The organism is Micromonospora sp. NPDC049891, assembly GCF_040660295.1.
Lineage (GTDB): Bacteria > Actinomycetota > Actinomycetes > Mycobacteriales > Micromonosporaceae > Micromonospora.
The window spans coordinates 293,131-308,746 of the sequence record NZ_JBFAML010000001.1 but is presented as its reverse complement, the minus strand read 5'-3'; the positions used below and the strand labels follow the sequence as shown (position 1 = coordinate 308,746).

At 72.2% G+C, this 15,616-nt stretch carries 12 protein-coding genes; 7 read left to right on the top strand and 5 right to left on the bottom strand.

Going from position 1 to position 15,616, the window contains the following annotated elements; genetic code table 11:
* Positions 1–22: 22 nt before the first annotated feature.
* Both AB0I71_RS01545 and AB0I71_RS01540 read right to left on the bottom strand, forming a co-directional pair.
* Positions 23–2,674, bottom strand: coding sequence for an HAD-IC family P-type ATPase (locus AB0I71_RS01545; protein ID WP_357581608.1), 2,652 nt, complete (start codon positions 2,672–2,674; stop codon positions 23–25).
* Between the two features lie 247 nt (positions 2,675–2,921).
* Positions 2,922–3,677 carry an ion channel gene (locus tag AB0I71_RS01540; RefSeq protein ID WP_357581284.1) on the bottom strand — a complete coding sequence of 252 codons (756 nt, stop codon included), beginning with the start codon at positions 3,675–3,677 and terminating at the stop codon, positions 2,922–2,924.
* A 309-nt stretch (positions 3,678–3,986) separates the two neighbouring features.
* On the opposite strand from AB0I71_RS01540, the gene AB0I71_RS01535 reads away from it, so the two are divergent.
* From AB0I71_RS01535 to AB0I71_RS01520, 4 genes are all read left to right on the top strand, one after another.
* Positions 3,987–5,597 (top strand): potassium/proton antiporter, encoded by a 1,611-nt coding sequence (locus AB0I71_RS01535; RefSeq protein ID WP_357581283.1) that lies wholly within the window; start codon positions 3,987–3,989, stop codon positions 5,595–5,597.
* 116 nt (positions 5,598–5,713) lie between these two features.
* Positions 5,714–6,754, top strand: coding sequence for a cation transporter (locus AB0I71_RS01530; RefSeq protein WP_357581282.1), 1,041 nt, complete (start codon positions 5,714–5,716; stop codon positions 6,752–6,754).
* A gap of 64 nt (positions 6,755–6,818) precedes the next feature.
* Positions 6,819–7,754: an ABC transporter ATP-binding protein gene (locus tag AB0I71_RS01525; RefSeq protein ID WP_357581281.1), complete on the top strand. Its 936-nt coding sequence runs from the start codon at positions 6,819–6,821 to the stop codon at positions 7,752–7,754.
* Complete coding sequence (locus AB0I71_RS01520) at positions 7,751–9,364, top strand: hypothetical protein (protein WP_357581280.1); 1,614 nt, start codon at positions 7,751–7,753, stop codon at positions 9,362–9,364. Before AB0I71_RS01525 ends, AB0I71_RS01520 begins: the two co-directional genes overlap by 4 nt.
* A gap of 1 nt (position 9,365) precedes the next feature.
* Here AB0I71_RS01520 and AB0I71_RS01515 read toward each other — a convergent pair whose 3' ends face one another.
* The 3 genes from AB0I71_RS01515 to AB0I71_RS01505 are packed head-to-tail and all read right to left on the bottom strand — an operon-like array spanning position 9,366 to position 12,109.
* The gene (locus AB0I71_RS01515; RefSeq protein ID WP_357581279.1) at positions 9,366–10,478 is read right to left on the bottom strand and encodes an FUSC family protein; all 1,113 of its coding nucleotides are present in this window, start codon (positions 10,476–10,478) and stop codon (positions 9,366–9,368) included.
* A 51-nt stretch (positions 10,479–10,529) separates the two neighbouring features.
* The gene (locus AB0I71_RS01510; RefSeq protein ID WP_357581278.1) at positions 10,530–10,895 is read right to left on the bottom strand and encodes a sensory rhodopsin transducer; all 366 of its coding nucleotides are present in this window, start codon (positions 10,893–10,895) and stop codon (positions 10,530–10,532) included.
* Entirely contained in the window at positions 10,895–12,109 is a 1,215-nt protein-coding gene (locus AB0I71_RS01505; protein WP_357581277.1) for a D-arabinono-1,4-lactone oxidase, read from the bottom strand. The genes AB0I71_RS01510 and AB0I71_RS01505 overlap by 1 nt, the downstream gene beginning before the upstream one ends.
* 120 nt (positions 12,110–12,229) lie before the next feature.
* Here AB0I71_RS01505 and AB0I71_RS01500 point away from each other — a divergent pair, with 120 nt between their 5' ends.
* From AB0I71_RS01500 to AB0I71_RS01490, 3 genes are read left to right on the top strand one after another with little or no spacing between them, the layout of a single operon-like run.
* The gene (locus AB0I71_RS01500; protein ID WP_357581276.1) at positions 12,230–12,856 is read left to right on the top strand and encodes a universal stress protein; all 627 of its coding nucleotides are present in this window, start codon (positions 12,230–12,232) and stop codon (positions 12,854–12,856) included.
* A 1-nt stretch (position 12,857) separates the two neighbouring features.
* Positions 12,858–13,814, top strand: coding sequence for a TIGR03885 family FMN-dependent LLM class oxidoreductase (locus AB0I71_RS01495; RefSeq protein WP_357581275.1), 957 nt, complete (start codon positions 12,858–12,860; stop codon positions 13,812–13,814).
* The gene (locus tag AB0I71_RS01490; protein WP_357581274.1) at positions 13,811–15,610 is read left to right on the top strand and encodes a glycoside hydrolase family 15 protein; all 1,800 of its coding nucleotides are present in this window, start codon (positions 13,811–13,813) and stop codon (positions 15,608–15,610) included. The genes AB0I71_RS01495 and AB0I71_RS01490 overlap by 4 nt, the downstream gene beginning before the upstream one ends.
* Positions 15,611–15,616 lie beyond the last annotated feature (6 nt).

Sequence of the window (15,616 nt, the reverse complement as noted above, 5' to 3'; positions counted from 1 at the left end):
CGGCGTGCCCGGCCGGGGCCGCTCAGCCGAGGTCGCGGCGCAGCCGCTTGTCGACGGCGACCACGACGGCGGAGGCCGCTCCAACGGCCAGGATGCGCAACCACACGTCGGGCCCGATCGGCGCGGTGCCGAAGATCGCGTTCATCGGTGGCAGGTATGTGATGGCGAGCTGGCAGAGCGCCTGCGCGGCGACGCCGAGCAACAGCAGGCGGTTGGTGAAGAAGCCGATCCGCCAGGCCGAGCGGGTCAACGACCGGCAGCTGAACAGGTAGAACGTCTCGACCACGACGAAGACGTTCAGTGCGGCGGTACGTGCCTGGGCGACGTCAGCGCCGTTCGCGTACTCCCACCGGAACACCCACCAGGCGCCGGCCACCAGCAACGCGGCCACCAACAGGATCCGCACCACCAGAGCACGGGTCAGCAAGGGCCGGGCCGGGTCACGGGGCGGCCTTCGCATGATGCCGCGCTCCTTCGGCTCGAAGGCGAGCATCAGCCCGAGCAGGACGGCGGTGGTCATGTTGATCCAGAGGATCTGGGTGGGCAGCAGCGGCAGGGTGGCACCCAGCACGATGGCGACAAGCACCACCAGCCCTTCGCCGAGGTTCGTCGGCAGCGTCCAGACGATGAACTTGGTGATGTTGTCGAAGACCCCGCGACCCTCCTCCACCGCCGCCTCGATGGTGGCGAAGTCGTCGTCGGTGAGGACCATGTCGGCAGCTTCCTTCGCCACCTCGGTGCCGGAGCGGGCCATGGCGATGCCGATGTTCGCCTGCCGCAACGCGGGCGCGTCGTTGACCCCGTCGCCGGTCACCGCGACCACGTGGCCGCGTTGCTGGAGCGTCTCGACCAGCCGGAGTTTCTGTTCCGGGGAGACCCGGGCGAAGACGGTGGCCCGATCGACCGCCTCGGCGAACCCCTCGGCGGGCAACTCTTCGAGATCCGTGCCGGTGACCACCCGGTCCGGCCGTTCCGCGTCGAGCAGCCCGAGCTGACCAGCGATGGCACCGGCCGTCGCCGCATGATCCCCCGTGATCATCTTGACGTCGATACCCGCCGTGTGGCACGCCCGGACCGCCGGGGCGGCGGCGCTGCGGGGTGGGTCGAGCATCGCCTGCAACCCGGTGAGGACCAGGGTGCCGGGCAGCGCGACCTCGTCGAACCCGTCGTCCGGGCCGTCCGGTGGCCGTACGGCGGTGGCGAGCACCCGCAGCCCGCGACCGGCCAGTTCCTCGGCCGCCCGCAACGCGGCGTCGGCGCGGAGCGGGCGGATCTCCCCGTCGGCGCCCATCTCGCCCCGACACATCGACACGATCCGCTCGACGCCGCCTTTGGCCAGGATCACCGTCCGGCTCGTGGCCCGCTCGTCGTGCAACGTCGCCATGTACTGCCGCTTCGAGTCGAACGGGATGGTGTCCCGGCGCGGATAGTCGGCCGACAGCCGGCCGTGGTCGATCCCCACCTTGGCCGCGACCACCTGCATGGCGCCCTCGGTCGGGTCGCCGGCCAGCAGCCACTCGCCGTCCTGCTCGCGTACCCGCGCGTCGTTGCACCCGGCGCCGGCCAGCAGGGTCCAGCGCAACGCCTCACCGCCCCGGCCGTCGTCGCGGACCTCCCCTTCCGGCCGGTAGCCGGAGCCGGTCACCTCGAACCCGGCGTCGGGGGTCCACACCGCCCGCACGGTCATCTGGTTCTCGGTGAGCGTCCCGGTCTTGTCGGAGCAGACGACAGTCGTGCTGCCCAACGTCTCGATCGCCGGCAGACGACGGATCACCGCCCGCCGCCGGGCCATCCGGGTCACCCCGATGGCCAGGGTGATCGTGACCGCCGCCGGCAGCCCTTCGGGTATCGCACCGACGGCGAGCGCCACGGCCGCGGTGAACGTCTCGACCGCGTCCTGGCCACGGAGCAGGCCGACCGCGAAGGTCACCGCCGCCAGCACCAGGATGATCACGGTCAGCACCTTGCTGAATCGGGCCAGCTTGCGGGTCAGCGGCGTGGCCAGCGCCTCCGCCGCGCCGACCAGACGGTGGATCTGCCCGAGTTCCGTCTCGGCTCCGGTGGCCACCGCGATGCCGGCACCGCCGCCCGCCGCGATCAGCGTGCCCGACCAGACCATGTTGCGCCGGTCGGCGACCGGCGTGCCCACCGGCAGCTCCGCCTCCAACTTGTCCACCGGGACCGACTCACCCGTCAGCGCCGACTCGTCGACCCGCAGCTCGGCCAGCCGGACCAGGCGCAGGTCCACCGGCACCTTGTCGCCCGCCTCCAGCACCACCAGGTCACCGGGGACCAGGTCATCGGAGGAGATCGCCCGCAGCTCACCGTCGCGAATCACGCGCGCCTCGGTCCGCACCATCGAACGCAGACTGTCCAGCGCCGCCTCGGCTCGCGACTCCTGGGCGTACCCGATCGCGGCGTTGATCAGCACCACCGCGAAGATGACTGCGGAGTCGACGTACTCCCCGAGAACAGCGGTGACCACGCCGGCCGCGATCAGCACGTAGATGAGCGGGTTGTGGAACTGCCGGAGGATCCGACGCAGCAGGCCGCCACCACCGGCGGCGGGCAGCACGTTCGGGCCGTAGCGGGCCAGCCGCCGGGCGGCCTCCGCGTCGCTCAGACCGCGCTGCGGATCCGTCTCCAGCAGCAGCACCACCTCGTGGGCCGACATGCCGTGGTGTTCGTCGGACCGCGACGTCCCAGCCGACTGTTCGAGCGTCACCGTCACCCCGCCGACGATCAGAGAACCGGACCCGCGCCGCCGGCCCGGGTTCGCCGCCTCAGCCCCGGCGGCCGGCCGGACGCCGCGCCCACCATCTTCCGGGACGAACTCCGTCCAGCAGGCCGGAACGCCTGATCACGCCCCGGCTAGGCGGTGATCCGGTGAGACGTTTTGGACACCGCACAGGTGTCGACGATCAGGTGGCGGTCTGTTCGGCCGGATCGGGGTCGAGACGCCGGCGCAGGGCTGCGATCTCGGCGCGCAGGGCCGCCACGTCGTCGCTGGTGGCAGCCGCCGGCCGGTCGGCGGCTGCCGAGACCCGCTCGACGATCCAGGTTGCCAGCGAACCTGTGACGAAACCGATAAGGCCGATCCCACCGATCATCAGGCCGAGTGCGACGAATCGTCCCGTGGCGGTCACCGGGTAGTAGTCGCCGTAACCGACGGTGGTGATGGTGACCGTCGACCACCACAACGCGTCATCGAAGGAGGTGATGGTAGCGTCCGGCGCGAGTCGTTCGGCGTCCAGCACGGCCAGCGCGGATACCAGCACCAGCAACGCCGTGGTGGCGGCGACGTAGGCTGCCAGCCGGCCACGGGCCCACGACTCGGTGCGGCGGTTGATGGTCAGCACCACCATGACCAGGCGTACGGCGCGCAGTGGGCGCAGCATCGGAAGCGTCAGCACGACCAGGTCGAACAGGTGCTCCCGGAGGAACCTCCGGCGGTCGGTGGCCAGCCACAGCCGCACGATGATGTCGGCCCAGAACAGCAACCAGACGACGATCGTCGTGGCGACGCACGCGGCCCGCCACCCCGGGCTCAGGTCCGGATTGAGAATCGGTATCGCGTACACCGCAAGGAACACGACGGACAGCACGGTGAGCGGCGCGGCGCTGACCCGCTCCCATGACTCAAGTCGATCGGTCCGCTGGGCTGTTCCGCCGCTCATGAGCCGGCTCCCGTCTCCTCTGTCGACCCGTGACCGGGCCATGATCGCGCAGCCGGGCCACCGCTCCCCGGTGGGCGCTCGGCAGATCGTCCCGGGCAGCAATTCACCGTCACGCTGAGCATTCGGCGGCTGCCCGCCCGGTAACGTGAGCGGGGGGACACACCGCGGCACGCGTCGCCACCCGGCCGGCAGAGCCGGGCGGTGACGGCTGTGCGGCCCGTGGGGGCGGGTGCCGGCGTTGTACCCGAACCGGGCGCGAGCGTTGAGGGAGCGAAGCATGGGTCGACGGCGGCTGGGACGGATTCCGGGATGACCCTGCAACAGGTCTATCTGCTGATGATCGCTGCGGCGGCGACCGTGCTGGTCAGCATCACCGCCGCGCGGGTCGCCACCCGGGTCGGCGTACCGATGCTGCTGGCGTACCTCGGCATCGGGCTGCTGCTCGGCGAGAGCGGACTCGGCCTGCGCTTCGACGATGCCGCGCTGGCGCAGGCCCTGGGCACGGCGGCGCTCGCGGTGATCCTGGTCGAGGGGGGCCTGACCACCCGGTTCTCCGACATCCGACCGGTGCTGACGCCGGCGACCGCGCTCGCCACCGCCGGCGTGCTGATCAGCGTCGGGGTCACCGCCCTCGGTGCCCACCTGCTGCTCGACGTCTCGTGGCAGTTGGCCCTGCTGCTGGGCGCGGTGGTGTCCTCCACCGACGCGGCGGCGGTCTTCTCGGTGCTGCGCACCCTGCCGTTGCCCCGACGGCTGGCCGGGCTGGTGGAGGCCGAGTCGGGGCTGAACGACGCGCCCACGGTCATCCTGGTGCTCGCCTTCAGCGCCACCGGGCTCACCGCGACAAGCCCGCTGGAACTGCTGGTCCAGATGATCTACCAGCTCGGCGTCGGTGGGGCGGTCGGCGTCGCGATCGGCACCGCCGGAGTGTGGTTCCTGCGCCGGCTCACCCTGCCCGCCTCGGGCCTCTATCCGATCGCCACCTTCTCCTGCGGCATCTTCGCCTTCGCCGCCGCCGGGCTCGCCCAGGCCAGCGGCTTCCTCGCCGCGTACCTTGCCGCGTTGATCCTGGGCAACGCCCGGCTGGCCCACCGCCGGGCCACCGTGTCGGTGGCCGAGGGCCTCGGCTGGATCGCGCAGATCGGCCTGTTCGTGATGCTCGGCCTGCTGGCGAATCCGAGCGAACTGCCCGCCGCGATCCTGCCCGCCCTCACCGTCGGTCTGGTGCTGCTGCTGCTCGCCCGGCCGTTGTCGGTGCTGGTCACCCTGTTGCCGTTCCAGATTCCACTCCGCGAACAGGTGCTGCTGTCCTGGGCCGGGCTGCGTGGTGCCGTGCCCATCGTGCTGGCCACCATCCCCGTCGTGGCCGGGGTCGGTGGCAGCGAGCAGTTGTTCAACATCGTGTTCGTGCTGGTCGTGGCCTTCACTCTGGTCCAGGCGCCGACCTTGCCGTGGCTGGCCAAACGCCTGCGGCTCAGCTCGACCGGGATCGGCCCGGACCTCCAGGTCGAGTCCGCGCCGCTGGATGCCATCGACGCGGACCTGCTGCACCTCACCGTCGAGCCCGACTCCCGGATGCACGGCGTGCACATCCGCGAGCTGCGGCTGCCTCCGCCGGCCGCGATCACCCTCGTGGTCCGCGACGGCACCGCCTTCGTACCCGAGCCGGACACCCGGCTACGTCACGGTGATCAGTTGCTCGTGGTCACCACGCCACACGTCCGGGACCGTACGGAACGCCGGCTGCGCGCCGTCGCCCGAGCCGGCCGGCTGGCCCACTGGCGGGGCGAGACCGGCGACCCGGAACAGCCGGCCGCGATCCGGCCGCACCCGGACACCCCGACGGCCCTGCCGCGAGCGACACCACCCGCCGACACCGGTGAGGAATCCCCACCCGTCCTCGTCCAGTCGGCGGGTTGAGCAGCGCGGCGAGCGGGCCGGTGAGCGGGGCCGGTTCCGCACCGCGGTCGTGACGCGTCGGTCAACCTGTCGGCACCCGACGGGTTCGGACCCGGCTTTGCGGGAATGCCCGGCCGGTGGCGGACATCCTGACGCCTCCGTGGCCGCTGAGCTGGAGCATCGGCCTGTTCCTGCTCGCCGGGACGGTCACCGTGCTCGGCAGCGTCCGGCTGGTCGCGCTGGGCGACACCCTCGCCGACCGAACGGGCTGGGGTGAGGCACTGTTCGGGGCGGTCTTCTTCGGGCTGGCCACCTCGCTGTCCGGGATCGTGATGACGGCGGTCACGGCGGCCGGCGCTCAGCCCCAGCTCGGTTACGGAAACGCGGTTGGCGGCATCGCCGCGCAGACCACAGCGGTGGCCGTGGCCGACGCCTTCCATCGGCGGGCCAACCTGGAACACGCGGCGGCGTCGCTGTCGAACCTGCTCTTCGGTGCGCTGCTCATCGCGCTGCTGTCGCTCGCCCTGCTGGGCAGCTTCGCACCGGGTGCCACCGTGGCCGGCCTGCATCCCGTCTCGTACGCGCTTGTCGGCTGCTACCTCGGCGGCCTGCACCTGATCCGCCGGGCCGGTGCCAGCCCACCCTGGCAGGCCGTCGCCACCACCGAGACACTGCCGGACGTCCCCCACGAGCACGGCGACCTGGACCGTCGACGCGCCGCCTGGTTGTGGCGCCGGTTCGCCCTCGTCGGCCTGCTCGTCGCCGCCGGCGGGTGGGTCATCGCGCTCGCCGCCGAGAGCCTCCTCCTGGTCACCGGCCTCAGCGCGGGTTTCGTCGGTGCGAGCCTGATGGGCGCGGTCAACGCGCTGCCGGAGACGGTGACCGCCGTGGCCGCCGTCCGGCGTGGTGCGCCCACCCTGGCGATCGCCGCCGTCCTCGGTGGCAACAGTCTGGACGCGCTCAACCTCGTCATCGGCGACATCGCCTACCGGGGCGGGTCGATCTATCACGCCGCCGGTACGCAGGAACTCTTCGTCACCGCCACCGCGCTGTTCATGACCGCGGCCCTGCTCGGTGGTCTCCTGGTCCGGCAGGCGTGCGGGTGGGGGCGCCTCGGTTTCGAGGGGATCGTGCTGCTCGGCACGTACGCGGTGATGACCGCCGTGCTGGTCACCTGAGCGTCCGGCACCGCCCCAACGGCTACTTCCCGCTGTTGCCGGCCATCGCTAGGGTGAGCCTGGTGTGCCGGGAAGCCTGGTCGGCGGTCGTGTCCCCAACTTTCCGGAGGCTGCCGTGCACCCCGCCATCCGCACCGACCACCTGACCAAGCGGTACGGTCCCCTGCTCGCCCTCGACGACCTCGACCTGACCGTCACCGCCGGTGAGGTGTTCGGTTTTCTCGGCCCCAACGGTGCCGGCAAGTCCACCACCATCCGGCTGCTGCTCGGTCTGGCCCGGCCGACCGCCGGCCAGGCGTGGATCTTCGGAACCCCCGCCGCCGATGTGGCCACAGCACACCAGCGGATCGCGTACGTTCCGGCAGATGTGACGCTCTGGCCGCAGCTGACCGGCGCGGAGATCCTGGAGCTGCTCGGCGCGACCGGGCCGGGCGTCGACGTCGCCTACCGCGACGAACTGGTGGCGCGGTTCGCGCTCGACCTGTCGAAGCCGGGTCGGGCCTACTCGACCGGTAACCGGCAGAAGGTGGCACTTGTCGCCGCCTTCGCCACCCGGGCACCGCTGCTCGTCCTCGACGAGCCGACCGCCGGCCTGGACCCGCTGATGGAGCGCGAGTTCCGCCGCGCCGTGGTCGAGGCCAGCGACGCCGGCAGCACGGTGTTCCTCTCCTCCCACCAGCTGGCCGAGGTGGAGGCCGTCTGCGACCGGGTGGGCATCCTGCGCGCCGGGCGCCTCGTCGACGTCGCCACCATCACCGAGCTGCGTCGACTGCACCGCACCGAGGTGCTGGTGCGGTTCGCCGGCCCGGCGCCGGAGCTGACCGGCGTCGAGGGAATCGACGGCGTTCAGGTCGACGGCGCCGCCCTGCGGTTCGCCCTCACCGGTCCACCCGGTCCGGCGCTGCGGGCGCTCGCGGCGGCCGACGTCACCACCCTGACCATGCGCGAGCCGACGTTGGAAGAGATCTTCCTCGACTACTACGGGGAGAGCGGCCGGTGAGCACCACCGGATCAGTTGACGGCGGCACCGCCGGGGCCGCCGTCACCCGGCTCGCCCTGCGCCAGGTCCGCCGGGGCGCGCTCGGCATGTCCGGGTTGGCGGCCGGCACCACAGCCATCGTGGTCGCCGGGTACGAGGCCACTGCCGGCACCGCGCTCGACGCTGCCGCGCTGGCCGCCCTCGCCGAGAACCCGGCGGTCCGTACTCTCTTCGGCGAACCGTTCGCGCTGGACACCCCGGGTGGTTTCACCGTCTGGCGGACCGGCACCGTACTTGCCGTCCTGCTCTCGGTGTGGGGGGTGCTCGCCACGGCCCGGATCACCCGGGGCGAGGAGGAGAGCGGCCGGTGGGACCTCCTGCTGGCCGGCCGGTTGGCGGTGCCGGCAGTGCTCGGCCGGCACCTCGCCGTCCTGTGTGTCGCCGTGGTGAGCGCCGGGGCCGCGACAGGTGTCGTGCTCGTCGCTGCCGGTACGCCACCGGCCGGGGCGGTGCGGTACTCCGGCGGCCTCGCGCTCGTCGCGCTCTTCGCCGTGTCGACAGCGCTGTTGAGCGCGCAGGTGATGCCGACCCGTGCCGGTGCGAGTGGACTGGCCCTGGCCGTGCTCGGCGTCGGGCTGCTGGCCCGGATGGTCGGCGACGGCGTCGCCGCGCTGGGCTGGCTGCGCTGGCTGTCGCCGTACGGCCTGCTCGCCCTCACCCGCCCGTACCACGAGGATCGGCTGCTGCCGCTGCTCGTGCTCGCCGGTGCGGCGGTCGTGCCCGGTGCGGCGGCGCTGGTGCTGGCCCGGCGACGGGACGTGCGGGCCGGGCTGGTCGCCGCACCGACCGGTCGTCAGCCCCGAAGGTGGCTGCTCGGCACGGTCGAGGAATTCGCGGTACGCCGGATGTTGCGCCCGCTGGCCGGCTGGTCCGCCGGCATCGGCGCGTACTTCCTGCTCATCGGTCTGCTGGCGTCGTCGATGACCCGCTTCCTGTCGGACAACCCGCGCTTCGCCGAGTTGGCCGGGCAGGCCGGCTTCACCGAGCTGGGCAGCGTACGCGGCTACACCTCGTCCCTGTTCGTCCTGCTCGCTGTGCCGGTCGGAATCTTCGTCGTGGTCCGGCTCGCCGAGTTCGTGGCCGCCGAGACGGACGGCCGGTTGACGTCGCTGTACGCGCAGCCGGTCAGCCGCAGCCGGCTGCTGACCGCCGAGACGCTTGCCACCCTCGCCGGGGTGGCCGCACTCCTCACCGTGGCGGCCATGGCGACCTGGCTCGGCACCTATCTGGTGAACGCCCCGCTGCCGCTGCCCGCCGCCCTGGCCGGCACCTGGAACGTGCTGCCGGTGGTGCTGCTCTGCCTCGGCGCCGGGCTGCTCGCGCTCGGTTGGCTGCCCCGGGCCACCGCTGCCGTCGGTGCGTCACCCGCGGTCGGCGGCTTCCTGCTCCAGGTGCTCGCCGACAGCGCCGACCTACCCGGATGGGTGTCCGTGATCTCACCGTTCACCCATCTGGCGGCCGTTCCGGCCGAGTCACCCGGCTGGACCGCGTCGCTGGTCATGGTCGGGATCGCGGTCGTCGCCGCCGCTCTCGGACGCTTCGGCCACCGGCGCCGCGACCTGCTGGGGTGAGTCAGTGGCCGGCGGCGGCCCGCCGGACCAGCCGGCGGGCCTCGTCGCCGGGCACGCCGGTGGCCCGCAGCATGTCGTTGGCGATGGTCCGGAGCTGGGACACGACGATGGTGCCGGAGAAGCCGATCTCCTGCCGGCACGCCGTACCGGCATCGTGGACGGCCCGCAGCACCCGCTCCCGGGTCCGCACCGGCTCCCGCGTCGACAGAAACTCCTCGTGCATCAGGCGGACGCTCTGACCGATTTGTTCGACGGCGGTGGACAGGCTGGCCGGCACCGGCTCCTGGTCGCGCAACGCCGTACCGATCCGACGGACCAGCGTCCGGCTGTTGCGGAACGCCCGGTCCAGGTGCTCGGCCCCGGCGCCGTACGCGGCCAGCGCCCGGCGTCGCCGCCACCGCAGGGGCGAGTACCGGACCACCTCCTCGGCCGCGGTCACCACATCACCGACCTGCCGTAGCTGCCCCTCGGCGGACCGCATCTCGTCCAGCACCTCCGTCGCCTGACGCGCGTCCCGGCGGGCCAGCGCCGCCGCGGCCGACGTCAGCTGCCGGGCGAAGATGTCAAGTGCCGGCCCGGCGACCCGGCGCACGCTGCGGGTCGGGTTCATCGGGGCGAGCACCAGCACCACCAGCAGCCCGGTCGCGCCGCCGACCAGGGCGTTGACCGTCCGGGGCAGGACGACGTCCGGCGTGGTGGGGGTGAGAGTGGCGATCAGCGCCGCCGCACCGCCGGCCTGGGTCACCAGGGCACCGGTGCCCCGCACCGCCACCGCGACGAGCAGAGCGCCGAACACGATCACGAACGTCTGCCAGGCGCCGGTGCCGATGGTGTCGACGAGCAGGTCGCCGATCAGCACACCGACGATCACGCCGACGATCAGTTCGACGGCACGGCGGGCCCGCCGCCCGATCGCGGTGGCGATGACACCCACCGCGGCGATCGGTGCGAAGGTCGGGTCCGGGTTGCCGAGCACCTGTTCGGCGACCAACCAGGCCAGCGACGCCGCCAGGCCACCCTGGACGGCCAGCAGCAGATGCTGTCGCAGCCGGCCGTAGCTGCTCCAGCCGGCGGCCGAGACTCGTCCCCGGAGCCCTGCCACCGAGTTCGGCATGGGCCCGAGATACCCGGTGTGAGCCGCCTCAAGCTGCGGTGGTGTCCCGCACTATCCGACGGGGTGGGCCATCGTGCCGGTGAGGGCCACAGTGCCCGGCAACCGGGTGTCCTGCCGCAGGAACTGCACCACCACCGGCACCGGCGAGCCGAGCACGCAGCCGTACGGGCGGTCGAGGCGGACCGCCTCCGGATCGATCAGGTCGTTGACCCGTACGTGCCGGATCCGTCGGGCACCGACGGCGAACCGGTACGGCCCGACCGGTTCGGCGTCCTCGTAGTAGAAGGTGAGCGTCACCTCCGCCTCGGAATCGGTGGTGTTCAGCACGCACAGCATGTCGAAACTGGTGAACTCCGGCTCACCGCCGCTGCCGCCGAACGGGACGTGCCCTCCCGGCACCGCCCACACCTGCGCCATCACGCCTCCTCCAGCAGCCGGGCCAGGTCGGGGGTGAGGAACACCCCGTCCGGGTCGAGGCGGCGGCGCGCCGCCTGAAAGTCGTCCCATCGGGGAAAGAGCGGGCGCAGGTCGCTGGCCGTCAGCCAGTGCTTCTTGCCCCAGTGCGGCCGTCCGCCGTACTGCCGGAAGACAGCCTCCATGTCCCGGAAGTACTCCTCGTACGGCAACGAGGCGTTCTGCAGGCAGGCGATGGTGGTGGTCGGGCGACCGTACGCGTTGCTGAGCCAGATGTCGTCGGCGGCGATGCTGCGCACCAGCACCCGCCAGCCCACGGTGCGCCGGTGCCGGGTGAGGATCCGTCGACGCACCTCCGCGAAGCAGGCCGGGAACGCCTCCGACGGGAGCATGTATTCGATCTCCTCGAAGCGCAGCTCCCGGTTCCGCGGGATGGTGCGGTGGGTCGGCCCGACCTCCAGATCCCTGGGCTCGTGCCACCCGCCCGGTCCGGACATCCGGTTCGCCCCCGGCGGCGGTCCGGGTGCGTCGTCCGCCCGGTTCATGGTGCGGATCTGGGTCAGGTCGCTGCGCGGGTACCAGTAGAAATCCATGTTGCGGTTGGTGTGCTGCAACTCGGCCAGATGATCGAGGGTCCACTCGATTGGCGCACACCAGGCCCGCCGGCGCAGGTCGTAGCGAGGCTCCAGCTCAAGGGTGAGCTGGGTGACCACACCCAGCACACCGAGGGAGAGGCGGGCGGCGGGCAGCAGGTCGCTGTTGCTGGTCGCGGAGACGTCCAGCACCTCGCCGGTGCCCGTCACCAGCCGCACCTCCGACACCTGCGTGGACAGGTTGCCGAAGCCGAGGCCGGTGCCGTGGGTACCGGTGGCGGTGGCACCCGCGATGGACTGGTAGTCCACGTCGCCCAGGTTCTCCATCGCCAGCCCGGCGTCGTAGAGGCCCTCGCCCAGCTCTTTGAGTCGGCTCCCGCCCTGGACCGTGGCCCGGTCGCCGGCCTTGTCGATCACGCCGGCCATCCGGTGCAGGCTGACCAGGGTGCCGTCGGTACGTACCAGCGGGCTCGACGAGTGGCCCGAGCCGACCGGTCGCAGCGTGGTGCCCGACTCGCGAGCCCTTGACACTAGTTCCCGCACCTCGTGTTCGTTTCCTGGCTCCGCGTAGCCGGACGGGGTGAAGGTGAGACTGCCGGACCAGTTCACGAACGGACCGGACACCCTGCAACCTCCTCGTGACGGACGAACCGTGCGCTTACCCCCGGGCTGGAGGGGTAGTCATAGGCATGGCCGAACCCGTCATTTCCGCGTTGAGGACCACACCCGACGGCGGGGTACGCCGTGTCTGAGTGGTGGTACGTGCTACTGGTGGCAGTGCTGTGGCTGGCCGTCGGTCTCGGCACGGCGGCGGTCTTCGTCACCCGTGGCGGGCACCGCAGCCTGCTCTGGTATCTGGTGGGTGCGCTGCTCGGGCCGCTGTTCGTGCCGATCGCCGTCGAGCGGGGCCGGGCCCGTCCGCAGCTGGTGGACGTACGCCACCGGCCGTCCGAGCCGGTCGGCACCGGGCTGCGCGTGCTGGTCGGGGTGGACGGCTCCGCGCACTCGGATCGGGCGCTGCGGGCCATCGCCCGCACCCTCACCGGAAGCACGAGTGAACTCGTCCTGGTCACCGTGACCAGTCCCGACCTGTCCGACGCCGAGTCCCGACGGGAACACGAGCGGGCCCGCCGCATGGTCGACGAACGGGCCGCCGGGCTGCCCGAAGGGCTGCCCCGGCCCACCACCGCGATCGTCACCGGTCACCCCGTCGACGCGTTGCTGGCGGTCGCCGACGACCGGGACGTGGACCTGCTGGTGGTCGGTCGGCACGGACACGGGATCGGCGACCGCCTGTTGGGCAGCGTCGCCGAGGGCCTCACCCAGCGGTCGGCGCGGGCCGTCCTGCTCGGCAGCCTGCCGGGCCGTTGACATGCCGAGGTACGGCTTCCACGCCTCCCACGAGCAGTTCCGGCCGAGCGAGCTGCTGCGGCTGGTCGCCCTGGCCCGGGACGCCGGATTCGACCGGGCGATGTGTTCCGACCACTTCGCGCCGTTCGGCCCGGAGCAGGGCGAGTCGGGCTTCGCCTGGTCCTGGCTGGGCGCGGCGCTGGCCGGCACCGAGCTGCCGCTCGGTGTGGTGAACGCGCCCGGACAGCGCTACCACCCGGCGGTCGTGGCGCAGGCCGCCGCGACCTTGTCGGAGATGTTCCCCGGCCGCTTCTGGCTCGCCCTCGGCAGTGGGCAGGCGCTGAACGAGCACATCACCGGTGAACGCTGGCCGAGCAAGACGGAACGCAACGCCCGCCTCCGCGAGTGTGTCGAGGTGATCCGGGCGCTCTTCGCCGGTGAGTGTGTCAGCCACCGCGGGCTGGTCACCGTGGACCGGGCGGTGCTGTGGACCCGGCCGGCGGAACCGCCGCCGCTGTACGGCGCGGCCGTCACCCCGGCCACCGCCGGTTGGGCGGCCGCCTGGGCCGACGGCCTGATCACCATCAACCAACCCCTGCCGAAGGTACGTGAGGTGATCGGGGCCTACCGGGACGCCGGTGGCGGTGGCCCGGTGCTGCTCCAGGTGCACGTGTCCTGGGCGGACGACGAGGACGCCGCTCTGCGGCAGGCGCACACGCAGTGGCGCACCGCGATCCTCGGCAGCGACGCCGGCTGGGACCTCGCCATGCCGGACGACCTGGCGGAGGCCACCGCCTACGTACGTCCCGAGGACATGCGCGAGCACGTGCTGGTCGCCGCCGATCCCGGCCGCCACGTCCAGTGGCTGCGCGAGTACGCCGAGCTGGGCGTCGACGAGTTCTACCTGCACCACGTCGGGCGGGACCAGGCCGCCTTCCTCGACCACTTCGGCACCAACGTCCTTCCGGAGCTGCGATGACCTATCCCCCGATCGACTCGTACGCCTTCCTCTCCGACACCCACACCGCCGCGCTCGTCGCTGCCGACGGAGCTGTCGAATGGCTCTGCGTGCCCCACTTCGCCGGCGACGCCGTGCTGGCCCGGCTGCTGGACCGCCGCACCGGCGGCGCCCTCGACCTCACGGTGGCCGGTTGCGCCGAGCCGAGCAGGCGTTACCTGCCGGGCACCCTGGTGCTGGAGAGCCGGTACACCACTCCCGACGGCACCGCGCTCGTCCACGATTTCCTCGCGGTCGCGCCCGGCGACGACGAACAGCCGCTGCGCGCGAACAAGCTGCTGGTACGACGGGTCACGGTTGAGCAGGGCACGGTCCGGCTGGACATCGGGGTGCGACCCCGGATCGGGTACGGCGCCAGGGAGGTGACCTGGGACGCGGTTGACGGACGTTGGCGGGCCGCCGACACTCCGCTTCGCGTCGACTGCGACCTGCCCGGCGAGGTGGCCGACGGCACCCTGCGGTTCACCGCGGAGCTGTCCGCCGGCCAGACCACCGCACTGCTGCTCGGCTACGGCGACGACCCGGCCGAGCCCGGTGACCCGGACGAACTGTTGCGACGCACCTGCCGGACCTGGGAGACGTGGTCGGCGCGCAGCGACTACACCGGTTTCGGTGCCGACGCCGTCCGGCACAGCGCCCTGGTGCTGCGCGGACTCTCCTTCGACGAGACGGGTGCGCTGATCGCCGCCCCCACCACCAGCCTGCCCGAGGAGATCGGCGGGGTACGCAACTGGGACTACCGCTATGCCTGGCACCGGGACGCGGCCCTGCTGCTGCTCGCGCTCTTCCGGCTCGGCCACGCCGAGGAGGGCCGGCGGTACCTGCACTTCCTGATCTCGATCTGCTCGGACGAGCTGCTCACCCCGCTGGTGAGCATCCACGGCACCACCGCCGAGGAACGGGAGTTGCCGCACCTGGAGGGGTACGCCGGGTCGCAGCCGGTGCGGATCGGCAACGAGGCCGCCGAACAGGTGCAGTTCGACACGTACGGGCACATTCTTGACGCCGCGTTGGCGTACCACCAGCTCACCGGCGAGCTGACCGAGGATCAGTGGGCACTGCTGCACCGGCACGTCGACGTGATGGCCGACCGGTGGCACGAGCCCGACCACGGCATCTGGGAGGTACGCGGACCACGCCGGCACTACGTCAACGCGAAGGTGATGACCTGGGTGTGCCTGGACCGGGGCATCCGCCTGGCGGAATTGCTCGGCGACCGGTCGGCGGACGTCGAGCGTTGGCGAACGGCCCGCGACGCGGTGCACGCCGAGGTCCTGGAACGCGGCTTCGACCCGCAGGTGGGCAGCTTCGTGATGGAGTACGGCTCCACCGAGCTGGACGCCTCCCTGCTGCGTATCCCACTTGTCGGGTTCCTGCCCGGTGACGACCCCCGGATGCTGGCCACCATCGACCGGTTGCGCACGGAGCTGGAGATCGGTCCTGCCCTGCTGCGTCGCTACAACACCGACGACGGCCTGCCCGGTGAGGAGGGCGCGTTCCTGCTCTGCTCCTTCGAGCTGGTCTCGGCGCTGGTGCTGGCCGGCCGGCGGGACGAGGCCCACGAGGTCTTCGCTCAGCTACTCGGGTACGCCGGCCCGCTCGGCCTGTACTCCGAACAGCTCGCCGCCGACGGCACCGCGCTTGGCAACTACCCGCAGGCGTTCACCCATCTCGCGCTCATCGAGGCGGCACTGAACCTCGACGGCGCGGGCGACCGGGAGGCACTGCACGCCTGGGCCGGTCGGGGTGGCTCCTGACCTCGG

What these genes read in the sequence shown, in the direction of transcription:
- AB0I71_RS01545 (WP_357581608.1), bottom strand. Translation starts at nt 2,674, where the DNA reads ATGTCGGCCCACGAGGTGGTGCTGCTGCTGGAGACGGATCCGCAGCGC.
- AB0I71_RS01540 (WP_357581284.1), bottom strand. Translation starts at nt 3,677, where the DNA reads ATGAGCGGCGGAACAGCCCAGCGGACCGATCGACTTGAGTCATGGGAG.
- AB0I71_RS01535 (WP_357581283.1), top strand. Translation starts at nt 3,987, where the DNA reads ATGACCCTGCAACAGGTCTATCTGCTGATGATCGCTGCGGCGGCGACC.
- AB0I71_RS01515 (WP_357581279.1), bottom strand. Translation starts at nt 10,478, where the DNA reads ATGCCGAACTCGGTGGCAGGGCTCCGGGGACGAGTCTCGGCCGCCGGC.
- AB0I71_RS01510 (WP_357581278.1), bottom strand. Translation starts at nt 10,895, where the DNA reads ATGGCGCAGGTGTGGGCGGTGCCGGGAGGGCACGTCCCGTTCGGCGGC.
- AB0I71_RS01495 (WP_357581275.1), top strand. Translation starts at nt 12,858, where the DNA reads ATGCCGAGGTACGGCTTCCACGCCTCCCACGAGCAGTTCCGGCCGAGC.
- AB0I71_RS01490 (WP_357581274.1), top strand. Translation starts at nt 13,811, where the DNA reads ATGACCTATCCCCCGATCGACTCGTACGCCTTCCTCTCCGACACCCAC.